Below are 13,436 nucleotides of genomic sequence, written 5' to 3'. Positions count from 1 at the left end.
AAAAATTGACGGGTTTTACATAATATCAACATAATAAAGCAAGAATTATGAAATATAAAATAAATATAAAATGGTCACTTTTGTTAGCAGGTTTTACATTGTTTTTTAATTATTCATGCGTCGATAATAACGAAGAATTTATTAGTGATGCAATGGATACTGATGGCGATGGCGTGCTTAACAGTTTAGACGAATTCCCTGATGATCCATGTTTACCCGTTAAAGATGGTACATATACTGATTTCAATGTTTTTAATGCGGTTTGGCAAAATGCCGATTGTGATGGTGATGGTGTTTCCAACGCAGAAGAGTTTGAAGATAAAACGCGTAATCCCTATGTAAATGAAGAAGCAGATACCGATGGCGATGGTGTTCCAGATTTCTTAGACGAAGCACCACAAAACCCTTGCATGCCCGAGCAAGATGAAGGTTATATTGGTTTTGATTCTGATAATGAAATATGGTCTAGCTCAGATTGTGATGATGATGGCGTATCTAATATAGATGAGTTTATTAATGGAACAGACCCATACAAAGGCTGTAATTTAGATTTCGATTTTAGTAATTTTGAAGGTGAGCTTCAAGCCCGAGATTCTAATAACGGAGAGACCATTATAGTAGCATCTTTATTAACGAGTTGTAACGAAATATCAATAAGCGGAGACTTTTTAAATTTAGGATGTACAAATGATGATATTGAGTTTTTACTATTCTTAGATCCTTTTGTAGAAGGCGGAAATGAAGGCAACGCCATTATTGAAAACGCTACTTTTAATTGTACTAATGAGGCAGGTGAAACTGTAGAATATACATTTAATGCAAATGGTTTCTTTAGCGGTAATGATGGGTTCATGGAGTTTTTTGGCTATACCCTAACAGGTGGCGGAGAAACCGTTACAGGAAACTTGTTTATAGATCAAATTTCAGATGGCGGTGGAGACGAACGAGATCGATGCAGTTTTGAAGGCGAATATAATAGTATTGTAAATATTGATGGAAATGAAAGTTTTGGTGTTGGCATATTTACACAAAGCCCAGAAAACTGTAATGAATATACGCTTTCGGGAGATTTCTTAAACCTGGGTTGTAATAATGATTTAGAATTAGGTGTGTTCTTCGGAGAAGAGGAAGGCGGTTCTGAAGTTATTATAAGCGAAACCACATTTTCCTGCGAAACAGATTCTGGTACTGTTGAATATACCTTTAGAGGCTTTGGGGGTTATTCAAATTCTGAAGGCTTTATAGAGTTGTCTGAATTTACATTAACCGATTCGTCTGGAAACGAATCAAATGGCACCATATTTTTTGAACCATTGTAATTAGAGCTTAAAAGATTTTTTAAAGATTTCAACATGAAAAAATATCTAATCATAGCAGTGATATCTGTTTTAAGTTTAGCTTGTAAAAATAAAACAGCTGAAATGGCAGATAAGGGCGATGTGGTTGAAAAAGAAGAAGTTAATAAAAATAAGAAGCCTTTATTTAGAACTTCCATTACCGCTACAGAAATAGATTTTATTAAAGCAAGCGATAAGGATGCATTTAAAAGTATTGAATTTGTAGGAAATGAAACTAAGGAAATGCCTGGGGCGCTCAATGCAGAAGAGTTGATGGATCATGGCACCTATGTGTTTAAAGCCCATTTTTCTGATGATGCATCTGTTGAAATTTGGCTGCACAGTAGTTTTGGTAGTAAAGAAAAAGCCAAAGAATACGCAAATAAATTAACAAGTAGATTGGGCAAGTTACCATCGTTTATGCGAAAAACATTAAATCATGTTGTTGTTCACACGGGTGATCACACAGCTTTTGCAGAAGATGCAGGAGGCTTTTTTGTGCTGTATTCAGATAATATGGACACCAGAATAGGCAATAACGATCTAGAAGAAACCGTTTTTCATGAAACCTGCCATGTTACATTTGATTTGAAATACGCAAAAAGTAAAGCGTGGAAAGCAATTCAAGCTGCCGATAAATCATTTATTACAGAATATGCCAAAAGCAAACCTTATCAAGAAGACATTGCGGAAACGGCATTATTTGTCTACACCATGAAAACATACCCAAACAGATTATCAAATGAAATAGAACACTGGGTAAAAACTAATATTCCCAATAGATATGAATTTTTAGAAAAGTTCTTTTAAAAGTAGTAGAATAAAAAAAAATGAATTATGGAATTAAAAAGTATAGCTAGAGTTTTTTATCTGTTGATGTTGTTGGTATTCACTAATTGTACTTCGGAAGAAAAACCATTTATTAGAGAAGATCTTAAGGATCAAGAAAATGGTAATGATAATAAGCCTTTATTTGAGTTTTCAATAGCTGGTACCGGTATAGATTATATTAAGTCTACAGATCCAGATACGTTTTTAAGTATTGAGTATTTAGGGCAGTTTAATAAAGAAGTTCCAGGTGTAGAGCCTCTAAATGATCTTGAAGCCTATGTTTTTGAGGCTACTTTTACAGGTGGAAAGAAAATAGGTATTTGGTGCCGTAGTAATTTTGGAACTCTGCAACGGGCTACTGAATACGCAAATAAACTCACAGATAAAATAGGAAAATTACCTGTTTTTATGAGGGATGAATTAAGTCATGTGGCGGTATTTTCTGGCGCAAGTAGAGCTTCTGCCGAACCTGATGGTAAATTCTTTTTAATTTCTGATGAGAGAATAGACGAAAGAATAGCGGATAATCAACTCGAAGAAACGGTTTTTCATGAAACAACACATGTTTATTTTGAAAAAAGGTATGGAACAAGTTCAACCTGGAAAAATGCCCAAAACGCAGATGGTGTTTTCGTAACAGAATATGCAGAGGATAATCCAAACGTAGAAGACATACCTGAAACCGCCATATTCGTATATACCATGGTAAAATATCCTGGGCGTTTATCTCAAAATATTGAAAATTGGGTAAAAGAGAATATACCTAATCGGTATGAATTTTTAGAGACATTTTTTGAAGATTAAAATAAAGAGTGTAGGGTTTGCTATTAATTTCGGTGGTATAAAAAATGTAAAAAGTTTAAAACATGGGAATAACAAAAGCTATATATGCACTTGTGTTTTTTTTCTTGCTAATTTCTAGCGAAAAAAAAAATGAGGGGTTTACAGTTCAACAAGATTTGAAGGCAGAAAATGAAATTTCTAATAACACTATTAGTGTACTCTCTAAGGATACCTTAAGAATACCTGTTGTGCATCATATATCTAGAGATAATAATGGTAATAATGCGGCTGTTCCAGAACAACGTATTAAAAAAATCATGGGAGATATAAATAAAAATTATAAACCAGGAAAAATTCAATTTTTTACTAAAGCCATTAAATTTATTGATAGTACACCATGGAATACCCAATTTGTAAAACAAGATGATTTTACTGAAAGTAAAGTTTTAGCACCGTTCGAGGACGAGAATGCTTTAAATGTATTTTATTTTATCAAATTATTAAATAGACGAAATGGAGAAATTACTGGAGAGTTGGGTGCAACAGCATTATTTCCAAATCAAGGTAATAATATAAAATTGAGTGCTTCTTCTGTAGAAATTGAAAATACGGCAACAGCAACACACGAAATAGGGCATTATTTAGGACTTTATCATACAGATGATGATTTTAAAGATAGTCAAGGAAGAATCGAGTTAGTCAACGGGTCTAATTGTACAGAAGCAGGTGATAAAATTTGTGATACACCTGCTTCACCAAGCCTTAATGATTCTAACATGAGCGATTGCGTTTATGTTGGAACAGAAACAGACCCTATTGGTGAAAAATACCATCCAGATACGTTTAACTTTATGACGTCATCGGGAAGAACAAGGGCAGATTCTAATGGTTTGTGCAGAAGACATTTTAGTGCTGGACAAATAGAAAAAATGATTTCAGTATTAAATAATGAAAGGGCGTATTTAATAACAAAAGAAGAATAGTATTTTAAAAAAAATCTAACTAATAAATTTACTTTTAACAACTCCATATCTTATCAATATCTCAATGAGAATATTATTTAGTAATATAATTTTTTTCCTTTTAGCTCTATGTGTTTACAGTCAAGAGGCTAAGCCATTATACATGCCACGAGAATTTCAAGAAGCCTATCAAAATAAAACACGAGCATTTAATGGTGGTGTAGCAGATAATTATTGGCAAAACTCTAGTAGCTATACAATAGAGGCAGAAATACATCCGGGTAGCTGGAAAATTTTTGGGAAACAAACCATATCATATACAAATAATAGTCCAGATAGTTTGTCGGAAATTGTCATTAAAATGTACCCTAACCATTATAAAAAAGGAGGCGTGCGTGCTAATAAAATTCCTCTTGAAAATTTAACCAATGGCATGGTTATTTCAAATTTAAAGGTTAATGATGAGGTGGTTAATTTAGGTCTAGACGCATCGGTAAGTAATTTGGCTCACGCTACCAAAAAAAAGAATCCAAGCAACAATATATCTGTGAGTTATAATTCCACCTTTTTAACATTAGAATTTAACAATAACCCTATACCACCAAATTCAACTACAAAATTGTCTATGGATTGGGAAACAGAAATGCCTTTAATTTATGTGAATAAAATAGGCGCTTATGATAAAGAAAGTGCTTTTATGGGCTATTGGTACCCTCAAATAGCAGTTTATGATGATATTGATGGTTGGGATAAAAATGAATATACTGGAGCTCAAGAATGTTATACCGATTTTGGAGATTTTGATGTAAAAATTAAAGTACCTATAGAGAACTACGTATTTGCAACTGGAGAATTATTAAATGCTGAAAAGGTATTGAGTCCGGAAGAATACTCAGCCTATGTTTTGTCAAAAACAAATACTGAAAGCACCGATATTTTAAAAGCCAAAACGTTAGGGGAAATCTCTAAAACAAAATCAACTTGGCATTTTAAAGCAAAAAATGTTAGAGATTTTGGGTTTGGTGTTTCTAACAATTTTAATTGGGTAGCAAATGCAGCATCTATTGGGGGTAAAGAGATTTCTTCAAATATTGTATATAGTGCTAAAGATGAAAAAAATCTTAAGAATCTTTTAAATACACAACAAAAAAGTATTGAATATTTATCCAATACATTGCCTGGAGTGCCTTATCCGTACCAAAGTTTTACATCGTTTATTGGAGTGCCTGAGTTTGATGGTATGGAATTTCCAATGATGGCAAATAACGGATTCTCGAATACAGAAATAAGGAATAACCTTATTACGTTTCATGAATTGGCACATACTTACTTACCACATTGGGTTGGTATAAACGAGGTAAAATATTCTTGGATGGAAGAAGGCTGGGTAACATTTTTAACCATGAAGTTTTGCCAAGACTTTTATAAAAACACAACATATGAAAATTTTGAATTGAACCGTGCCATAAAAAGTTATAATAGAAGCGCGGGAAAGCAATGGGAAACGCCTTTATTTAGTCCTTCAAATTACATGGTGATTAGAAATATGCATTTTCAGCAATCCTACCGTAAACCAGCCTTTATGTATTTGGCTTTAGAGCATTTATTAGGAGAAGAACTTTTTAAAACCTGCTTAAAAACCTATTTAAATAGGTGGAAAGGCAAACACCCAACGCCTTTTGATTTTATGCTCACGTTTAATGATGTAAGCGGTGAAAATTTAAATTGGTTTTGGAAAAAGTGGGTTTTTGAATATGGTTATGCCGATTTGGCCTTAACAAAGTTACAAGGCTCAAAAGTAGTATTAGAAAATGTAGGTGGCTTGCCTGTACCCGTGTCTTTAAAACTAACCTATGCCAATAATAAAACCGCTATCATTAATAAAACACCAGAAATTTGGTCATCAGGTAAGTCTAGTGTATTTATAGAGATTGTAAATGTGGAAGATTTGATTTCTGTAGAGTTAATTTCAGATTCATTTCCAGATGTAAATCCTTCAAATAATATAATTAAGACTAAAAAATAGAGTATTTTCTGCTTTTATTTATGTACACATAAAAGTTCTTTTACATAGGTCTATTCAAAATATAATATGAAAAAACTAGAATTACATTGGCAAATATTAATCGGGATGATTGCTGGTATCCTGTTCGGTTTCGGAATGACCCGAGTAGCGTGGGGACAACAATTTGTTTTAGACTGGATACAGCCTCTTGGGAGTATTTTCGTGAAACTTTTAAAACTTATTGCCATTCCTCTAATACTGGCATCCTTGATAAAAGGTGTTTCCGATTTAAAGGATATCTCCAAGTTTAAAAGTATTGGGCTTCGTACCATAATAATTTATACCATAACCACATTGGTAGCAATTAGTATTGGCTTGTTAATAGTTAATATCGCGCAGCCTGGAAGGGGAATTCCGCAGGAAACTATTGATAAACTAATAGAAACCTATTCTAGTGATAGCGGTGTAACCTCCAAATTAGCAGAGGCCTCCATGCAGAAAGAAAGAGGGCCGCTACATTTTTTAGAAGATATTGTGCCAGATAATGCTATTTTAGCAATGAGTGATAATGGCTTAATGTTACAGGTCATCTTTTTTACTATATTCTTAGGAATTTCCATTTTGTTGATAGGCGAGGAAAAAGGGAAACCATTAAAAAGCTTTTTTGATTCTTTAAATGAAGCCGTTTTAAAAATGGTCGATTTGATAATGCTTACAGCTCCTTTAGCCGTATTCGCTTTATTGGCAAGTGTAGTTGTATCTTCTAGTGACCCCGATTTGTTGTTGGCACTTTTAAAATATGCCGGCGTAGTTTTCTTGGGGCTATTATTAATGATTGTGTTTTATTGTATCGGTATAAGCGTGTTTACAAACTATAATCCGTTTACATTTTTAAAAAGATTAAGTCCTGCACAATTGTTAGCTTTCTCAACAAGCTCTAGTGCAGCAACGCTGCCGGTAACTATGGAACGGGTAGAGGAACACATTGGGGTGGATGCCGAAGTATCAAGTTTTGTTTTGCCCGTAGGAGCTACAGTTAATATGGATGGTACAAGTTTATATCAGGGTGTGGCGGCAGTATTTATTTCGCAAGCCTTGGGCTTTGATTTGACTTTTGCTAATCAGTTAACCATTGTATTTACTGCTTTATTGGCTTCAATAGGGTCTGCGGCAGTTCCTGGTGCGGGTATGGTTATGCTGGTAATTGTTTTAGAAGCTATTGGTTTTCCTTCAGATAAATTGGCTATTGGTTTGGCTTTAATTTTTGCGGTAGACCGTCCGTTAGATATGTGCCGTACTGTAGTTAATGTAACCGGAGACGCCACCGTGTCTATGTTAGTGGCTAAATCTGTCGGAAAATTGGGTAAACCAAAAATCATTAATAATGCTCATGTAATTAAAGTGAGTGTAGAAGATGATAAATAGCGGGTTAGTGTGCTAATTTGTAGTTTAAAAAAAGCCCTTTTTAATTAAGTGATTAAAAAGGGCTTTTGTACTCAAGGTGGGAATCGAACCCACACTTCCGAAGAAACTGGATTTTGAATCCAGCGCGTCTACCAATTCCGCCACTTGAGCAATTTTGGACTGCAAAAATAGATATTTTTTTGATATATCACACAAAAATACTGAGTAATATCCTTTACAGGTAAAAATAAATACATAAATTTGCACCTCATTAAAAATAAGGTGCGTTTTGTGCCTAAAAAACAACGATGTAAAGATGCCAATCGTGATAACAGAAGCTAAAATTTTTGCCTGCACACAGAGTAAGGTGCTTGGCGAAAAAATTGCAAAAGCCTTTGGGGCTGAATTGGGTAATGTTATTACCTCTACGTACAGTGATGGTGAATTTCAGCCATCGTATGAAGAGTCGATTAGAGGAACGCGAATTTTCATTATAGGTTCAACTAATCCTGGGCCAGAAAACCTAATGGAAATGTTGTTGATGATTGATGCTGCAAAGCGTGCGTCGGCAAGGCATATTACCGCTGTTTTACCTTATTTTGGATGGGCAAGGCAAGATAGAAAAGACAAACCAAGAGTGCCGATTGCTGCTAAATTAGTTGCAAAAATGCTGGAGGCTGCTGGGGCAACCCGTATTATCACTATGGATTTGCATGCCGACCAAATTCAAGGGTTCTTTGAAAAACCGGTGGATCATTTGTTTGCATCAACTATATTTTTGCCTTATTTAAAAAGTTTAAATCTAGATAATTTAACCATAGCATCGCCAGATATGGGTGGCTCTAAAAGAGCTTATGCCTATTCAAAGGCTTTAGGAAGCGATGTGGTTATTTGTTATAAACAACGTGCCAAAGCGAATGTGATTTCGCACATGGAGCTCATTGGTGATGTTACGGGGAAAAATGTTGTGTTGGTTGATGATATGGTGGACACTGCCGGAACATTGACCAAAGCGGCCGATTTAATGATGGAGCGCGGGGCTTTAAGTGTACGTGCTATATGTACCCACCCTATTCTGTCAGGTAAGGCTTATGATAATTTGAACAATTCAAAATTAGAAGAGTTAATTGTAACCGATTCTATACCTGTAAAACCTTTAAGCGATAAGATTAGAGTGTTGAGCTGTGCCGATTTATTTGCGCAGGTTATGGAAAAAGTACACAATAACCAATCGATAAGTTCAAATTTTGTAATGTAGCCAAAGGCTACCCTAATCAAGAGTAATTATTATTAACTATAAATTTTAAAAATGAAATCAATTACAATCAACGGATCTCAAAGAGAAAGCGTGGGCAAAAAAGCAACAAAAGCCCTACGTAATGCTGGTCAGGTTCCTTGCGTACTATACGGAGGAGATAAGCCAGTACATTTCTCTGCACCAGAATTGGCTTTCTCTAAACTTGTATACACGGCAAACGCGCATACAGTTGTGATTGAGCTAGACAACGGTACTACTTTAAACGCGGTACTTCAAGACATCCAATTTCACCCAGTAACCGATAACATCTTACACGTAGATTTCTATCAGTTATTCGAAGACAAGGAAATTGCACTTAATATCCCTGTAAACCTTGTTGGTAACTCAAGAGGTGTAAAAAATGGTGGTGTTTTAAGAAGAAACAACAGAAAACTTCGTGTAAAAGCTTTACCGGCCAACTTGCCAGATTTTATCGAAATAGACATTACACCATTAAAAATTGGTGATAAGGTTTATGTTGGTGAATTACCAAAAGAAGGCTACCACTTCTTACATACCGATAACACAGTAGTATGCCAAATTAAAACGTCTAGAACAGCAATTGCTGATGAAGACGAAGATGAAGAAGAAGGGGCTGAAGCGGAAGCAGCAGCAGAAACTACTTCAGCTGAAGAATAGAGAAATATCTATTGAAATTAAAAAACCTCTTAATGCTAGTGCTTTAAGAGGTTTTTTTGTTTTTAAATTCAAATAACTAGTAACAAAAAAAGTTAAAACAAGTAAGTGAAAATATTTATAGAGATAACAACAATAACTAAAATAACGAGTCCTACGAAACAACATCTGTTTAAAATGTTATTCTTTTTTTCCATAAGTGTTTCCATTTTTCAGATTTTAAATTTTAAATACTCTGCACCATTACGGTGCAGAGTCCTTAAAAAATCCTCTCTCAAAAGAATTAATTAATAGCATCGCAAATTTACGTTGTATCTAAAACAAAAAAAATACGCACTTCTACGTATTTTTAAATTCAAACTCACTTATATAAAAAAGTGAAGGCTCTAAATAACAATGATTTAGAGCCTTCTTTAATTCTCCCTAAGAACTAATTAATAGCACTGTAAATATAGTTAATATTTTCCATACAAAAAATACGTACAACTACGTATTCTGTTAAAAACTATAAAAAATCCTTGTTTTTATTGGCCCAAACGAAAAGTGAAGTGGGTTTGTTGTCCAATTTTAGTTTATGGACTATGTTGCTTCTGTGTTTATCAACGGTTCTTACAGAAATAGATAACTCGTCGGCTATTTCTTGGCTGGTATAGTTTTCAGAAATCAGTTTGACTATTTTTATTTCAGATTTTGTCAATAAATCTAAAATTTCAGGTCTTAATGCCGTTTGGCTGGCCTTCAAGTATTCGGCAATTTCTTCACTAAAATAAGGTGTGCCGTTTACAACATGTTTAATGCAAGCTTCAATTTCTTCAATGGCAAACTCTTTTAAAATATAGCCGTAAACGTTAAAGGCCTTGGCTTGGTCGTACAGTTCTTCTTCCTTATCGAAAGTTATCAGGATAATTTTTGTTGGTAAATGGTTTTTTTGACAGGCTTCGGCAATTTCCAATCCTGATTTTAAGGGCATCCTAATGTCAAGAATGGCAATTTCGGGCTTAAGCTTTACAATAAGATTGTATGCCGCATTGCCGTCTTCGGCACTGCCAACAATATTGTAACCTTGGGAAGTTAAAAAATCGGTGAGGCCACGAAGCATCAGCGGATGGTCGTCTGCTATTAAAATAGAAGTATTCATTAAGATTTAGAGAGAGTGATTAATCAATTAACGTTATAGTTAGATTCTTAAATATAAATATTTCTTTTCGTAATCAATAACAGCTTTGGCTTTTTTTAAAATGTCGGCACCAATAATGCCATCAACAGGTTTGGAGTTGTGGTCTATCAAAGCGGTATTGACGTGGGTAAGGTTAAAAAGCACCAAAACAATTTTGTTGTTGCTCCATTTACCAATTTTTACCTTGTTTTTTTTTGCCATTTTGGTTTCCATATTTATCGCGCCAGCGCCGGCAGCTTTAATCATAGAATCTTCGGCTTTTAATTTAAAGGTTTCAATGCCTTCAAAACCAACGCAAGAGCTGGAGGCTCCGGTATCTAAAATAAAACGGCCCTTTTTGCCGTTAATACTAGCCTTAATTTCAAAGTGGTTGGTTTTGGTAAGATGCAGCTTTACCTTGGTATAGCCTTTATCGAGAAGGAATTGTTGAAGTGTTGCTGCCATATCGTTTTCTTTTGAAGACTAAAAATAGGGCAATAAAAAGTAAAAGTATCCCAAAAATGACATAAAAATGTAAGTTTTGTTCTTTTTCTATGTCCAACGACCCGTAATAAACAAAGGCACTCCAATAGTAGGGTGATTTTTTGATGTTGCTGATGGACTCGTTGTCTAAATATTCCGTTTTCGATTGGCTATTAGCAACAAATGCCGAATGGTGCTCGCTAAAATTTGTATAAAACGACTGCATAATTTGCGAGGTAGAGAGGTCGTTTATCTGCCAAAGGGAAAACAATACACTTTGTGCCCCAGCATACTGAAAACCACGGGCAATGCTCATGGCACCTTCCGATTTGTAAAGTTTGCCAATGCCTGTTTCGCAGGCACTTAAAACGACCAAACTGCTGTTTAGGTCGAGCGCATAAAGTTCGTTTAAAGCAAGGTCTTCATCATAAAATGAAATACTGGCGGGATTGACAACATCACCACTTTGAGCGTGGGTGGAGAGGTGTAAAATACCATAATTTCCACCTTTTTTAATGAAATCGTGTTTGCTGGCTTCGGCATGCATCAAAAGTGTGGCGTCCATTTCATCTTTAAGTACTTCGGCTTCAGCTTTCGAAAAGGTTAAAGCTTGGCTGCTGCCCTCAAAAACCGGAAAAATGCCCAAAACATTTCTGTTGTTTGATGCGGTTTCGGTATTCAAATACATGGCTATGCTCGCGGCAAAGGCTAAGTGGTTTGAACGGACTACAAAAGGCATTTTTTCAAAAACTGTGGTTTTTGTTTCTTGGGTGAGCAGAGCATCGAACGGAATAAAGTTTAGGAGCCCGTCGGTAATAAATAATACATTTTTATGGTTAATAACCTTTTGTAAATTCAGAAGTTTGAATATTCCGAAAGCCTGATTTGTAAAGTGCGGAATATCATTATTAATAGTGCTTGGTTCGTTAAAAAGATTGATGAAATCAACAATGTTTTTTTCGATTTTTGGAGTTTTGGTGATGCGGAAAAAATCAATACCCTGTGCTGAAACTATAAATTGATAAATGTGATGTTTTCCGTAGAAATATTCAACTAAAATAGCATAGTCTTTTTGTAATTTTTGTTGCAATTCTAATAGCGAAAACTGATTTTGTTCAGAAGGATATGCTTTTGAAATAGTCTGTTGCAGCGTTTTTAAATCCAAACTAATTTGACTGAGCGTTTTATTGTACTCATTTATTTTTGAAACGCGGTTATTGCCCAATTGTTCTTTAACCAATAAACTGGTGACATGTTCTTGTTTTTTGAGGAGCCTAAATTCGTTTTGTAAAAGGGTGTCGTTTGGGAATTTTTTTAAACGTTGCTTTTTCAAAAACATATCCATTAAAGATGATGCTTTGCTGTTTTCGGCATACTGAAGGGCTTTGAAGGCAATGGAATCGTTTTTCGTTTTTTGAAAAGTGTTGAAAAGTAAATCGATACATTTTTCACTACGGATTCTGGTGGCCGACTGGTTTAATATTTTGGTTTCCTGTGCAGTCCAGCTACTTCGCAGTAATTCTGAAACATAAAAACTAAGGTCGAAATAATTAAGCGCCGTTTCGGTATTCGGAGCAATTTCAGCGTATAAATCAAAAATGTCGATAAAGGTGTTTTCGGCGTATAAATCGGTTTTCTGGGGAAATGATCCTTCTTTAAAATTCGGAATTAAAACAGTTATGGCGGTGTTTAAACTTTGTGCGGCTTTGTCATTTTGCTTTAAAAGCACAAGCAATTGAGCTTTCTCAACGTAAAGTTTTGCCAAATTCCGTTTCGATAGATTGTCTTCCGAAAGTGCTTTCGTTTTAACTTTTTCGAATTCCAAAAGGGCTTCTTTGTAATTGCCTTTTTGCAAAGCCAGTTTGTATTTCTGTTCGCCGTCAAGAAATTTGGGTGAGTTGCCATCGTTTGAAATCAGACCAAGTTTCATTTGGCTGTCAAGTTTTATTTCAATTAATTTTTGTTGTTGGGACTTTGTGGCGTTGGAGTTCTGTGCGTATTCTGAGGTAATTTTTAAAACGGTTTTGTGCCGTCCTAGCGTTTGGTACAGTTTGGCTAGGTTAATGGCGCCACTGATTTGGTGTTTGGTGTTTTTATTTTTTTCGGCTAAAAAAATGTACTGCTTTATGGTGCTTTCGGCATTGGTAAAATCGCCCGTTTTGGTGTAAAGGTTGCCCAATGGCATCATGCAGCTTTCAATAATATCAAAATCTGAAATATTTGAAAGCTGGTGTTGGTTAAAGCGTTTTAAAGCGTCTTCAAAAGTGGTGATGGCTTCTTTTAGTTTCGCCTGCGAATCGAGATAAAACCCTTTATGGCATTGTAAAAACACTAAAGCCAAATGCTCGTCTTTGGTAACGGCTAGGTTTTTAAATTGATGTTCTTTTTTGTTTAAAATATTGAATGAAGCGTCATTTTTATTTGCGATAAAGTTTTCGGCAGCCACATAAATTTGCTCTTCCAGATTTTGTGAAAAACTGAAAGCGCAGAGGAACATAAAAAGAAAACATAGTTTTTTCATTTTAAGTGATATGCCAAAGGA

General features: G+C 35.0%; 11 protein-coding genes and 1 tRNA gene. 8 read left to right on the top strand and 4 right to left on the bottom strand.

Going from position 1 to position 13,436, the window contains the following annotated elements:
- Nucleotides 1-47 precede the first annotated feature (47 nt).
- The 6 genes from ABI125_00425 to ABI125_00400 all read left to right on the top strand — a co-directional run bounded on the left by ABI125_00425 (nucleotide 48) and on the right by ABI125_00400 (nucleotide 7,343).
- Entirely contained in the window at nucleotides 48-1,319 is a 1,272-nt protein-coding gene (locus ABI125_00425; protein ID XCF06342.1) for a hypothetical protein, read from the top strand.
- A 33-nt stretch (nucleotides 1,320-1,352) separates the two neighbouring features.
- Nucleotides 1,353-2,147, top strand: a complete 795-nt coding sequence (locus ABI125_00420) for a hypothetical protein (protein XCF06341.1) — start codon at nucleotides 1,353-1,355, stop codon at nucleotides 2,145-2,147.
- A gap of 27 nt (nucleotides 2,148-2,174) precedes the next feature.
- A complete protein-coding gene (locus ABI125_00415; GenBank protein ID XCF06340.1) occupies nucleotides 2,175-2,972 on the top strand; it encodes a hypothetical protein in 798 nt (265 codons plus the stop codon).
- Nucleotides 2,973-3,034: 62 nt separating this feature from the next.
- On the top strand, nucleotides 3,035-3,934 hold the full coding sequence (locus ABI125_00410; GenBank protein ID XCF06339.1) for a M57 family metalloprotease: 900 nt from the start codon (nucleotides 3,035-3,037) through the stop codon (nucleotides 3,932-3,934).
- 142 nt (nucleotides 3,935-4,076) lie between these two features.
- A complete protein-coding gene (locus ABI125_00405) occupies nucleotides 4,077-5,939 on the top strand; it encodes a M1 family metallopeptidase (protein ID XCF06338.1) in 1,863 nt (620 codons plus the stop codon).
- Nucleotides 5,940-6,005: 66 nt separating this feature from the next.
- The gene (locus ABI125_00400; GenBank protein XCF06337.1) at nucleotides 6,006-7,343 is read left to right on the top strand and encodes a dicarboxylate/amino acid:cation symporter; all 1,338 of its coding nucleotides are present in this window, start codon (nucleotides 6,006-6,008) and stop codon (nucleotides 7,341-7,343) included.
- Between the two features lie 68 nt (nucleotides 7,344-7,411).
- Here the strand turns inward: ABI125_00400 and ABI125_00395 are convergent.
- A tRNA-Leu gene (locus tag ABI125_00395) sits at nucleotides 7,412-7,493 on the bottom strand.
- Between the two features lie 145 nt (nucleotides 7,494-7,638).
- Here ABI125_00395 and ABI125_00390 point away from each other — a divergent pair.
- The gene (locus ABI125_00390) at nucleotides 7,639-8,580 is read left to right on the top strand and encodes a ribose-phosphate pyrophosphokinase (GenBank protein ID XCF06336.1); all 942 of its coding nucleotides are present in this window, start codon (nucleotides 7,639-7,641) and stop codon (nucleotides 8,578-8,580) included.
- Between the two features lie 51 nt (nucleotides 8,581-8,631).
- Complete coding sequence (locus tag ABI125_00385; GenBank protein XCF06335.1) at nucleotides 8,632-9,258, top strand: 50S ribosomal protein L25/general stress protein Ctc; 627 nt, start codon at nucleotides 8,632-8,634, stop codon at nucleotides 9,256-9,258.
- Nucleotides 9,259-9,760: 502 nt separating this feature from the next.
- On the opposite strand, the gene ABI125_00380 is transcribed toward ABI125_00385, so the two are convergent.
- From ABI125_00380 to ABI125_00370, 3 genes are read right to left on the bottom strand one after another with little or no spacing between them, the layout of a single operon-like run.
- Nucleotides 9,761-10,393, bottom strand: a complete 633-nt coding sequence (locus ABI125_00380) for a response regulator transcription factor (protein XCF06334.1) — start codon at nucleotides 10,391-10,393, stop codon at nucleotides 9,761-9,763.
- Between the two features lie 39 nt (nucleotides 10,394-10,432).
- Complete coding sequence (locus ABI125_00375) at nucleotides 10,433-10,876, bottom strand: retropepsin-like aspartic protease (protein ID XCF06333.1); 444 nt, start codon at nucleotides 10,874-10,876, stop codon at nucleotides 10,433-10,435.
- Nucleotides 10,842-13,415: a CHAT domain-containing protein gene (locus ABI125_00370; protein XCF06332.1), complete on the bottom strand. Its 2,574-nt coding sequence runs from the start codon at nucleotides 13,413-13,415 to the stop codon at nucleotides 10,842-10,844. The genes ABI125_00375 and ABI125_00370 overlap by 35 nt, the downstream gene beginning before the upstream one ends.
- Nucleotides 13,416-13,436: the final 21 nt, after the last annotated feature.

The organism is Tamlana crocina (assembly GCA_040429635.1).
Classification (GTDB): domain Bacteria; phylum Bacteroidota; class Bacteroidia; order Flavobacteriales; family Flavobacteriaceae; genus Flavisericum; species Flavisericum crocinum.
This window is presented reverse-complemented; position numbering and strand designations above follow the sequence as displayed.

Bases quoted from the DNA above. Each gene is read 5' to 3' on its own strand.
- ABI125_00390 (XCF06336.1), top strand. From the start codon at position 7,639: ATGCCAATCGTGATAACAGAAGCTAAAATTTTTGCCTGCACACAGAGT.
- ABI125_00375 (XCF06333.1), bottom strand. From the start codon at position 10,876: ATGGCAGCAACACTTCAACAATTCCTTCTCGATAAAGGCTATACCAAG.
- ABI125_00385 (XCF06335.1), top strand. From the start codon at position 8,632: ATGAAATCAATTACAATCAACGGATCTCAAAGAGAAAGCGTGGGCAAA.
- ABI125_00425 (XCF06342.1), top strand. From the start codon at position 48: ATGAAATATAAAATAAATATAAAATGGTCACTTTTGTTAGCAGGTTTT.
- ABI125_00380 (XCF06334.1), bottom strand. From the start codon at position 10,393: ATGAATACTTCTATTTTAATAGCAGACGACCATCCGCTGATGCTTCGT.
- ABI125_00400 (XCF06337.1), top strand. From the start codon at position 6,006: ATGAAAAAACTAGAATTACATTGGCAAATATTAATCGGGATGATTGCT.
- ABI125_00405 (XCF06338.1), top strand. From the start codon at position 4,077: ATGCCACGAGAATTTCAAGAAGCCTATCAAAATAAAACACGAGCATTT.
- ABI125_00415 (XCF06340.1), top strand. From the start codon at position 2,175: ATGGAATTAAAAAGTATAGCTAGAGTTTTTTATCTGTTGATGTTGTTG.
- ABI125_00410 (XCF06339.1), top strand. From the start codon at position 3,035: ATGGGAATAACAAAAGCTATATATGCACTTGTGTTTTTTTTCTTGCTA.
- ABI125_00420 (XCF06341.1), top strand. From the start codon at position 1,353: ATGAAAAAATATCTAATCATAGCAGTGATATCTGTTTTAAGTTTAGCT.
- ABI125_00370 (XCF06332.1), bottom strand. From the start codon at position 13,415: ATGAAAAAACTATGTTTTCTTTTTATGTTCCTCTGCGCTTTCAGTTTT.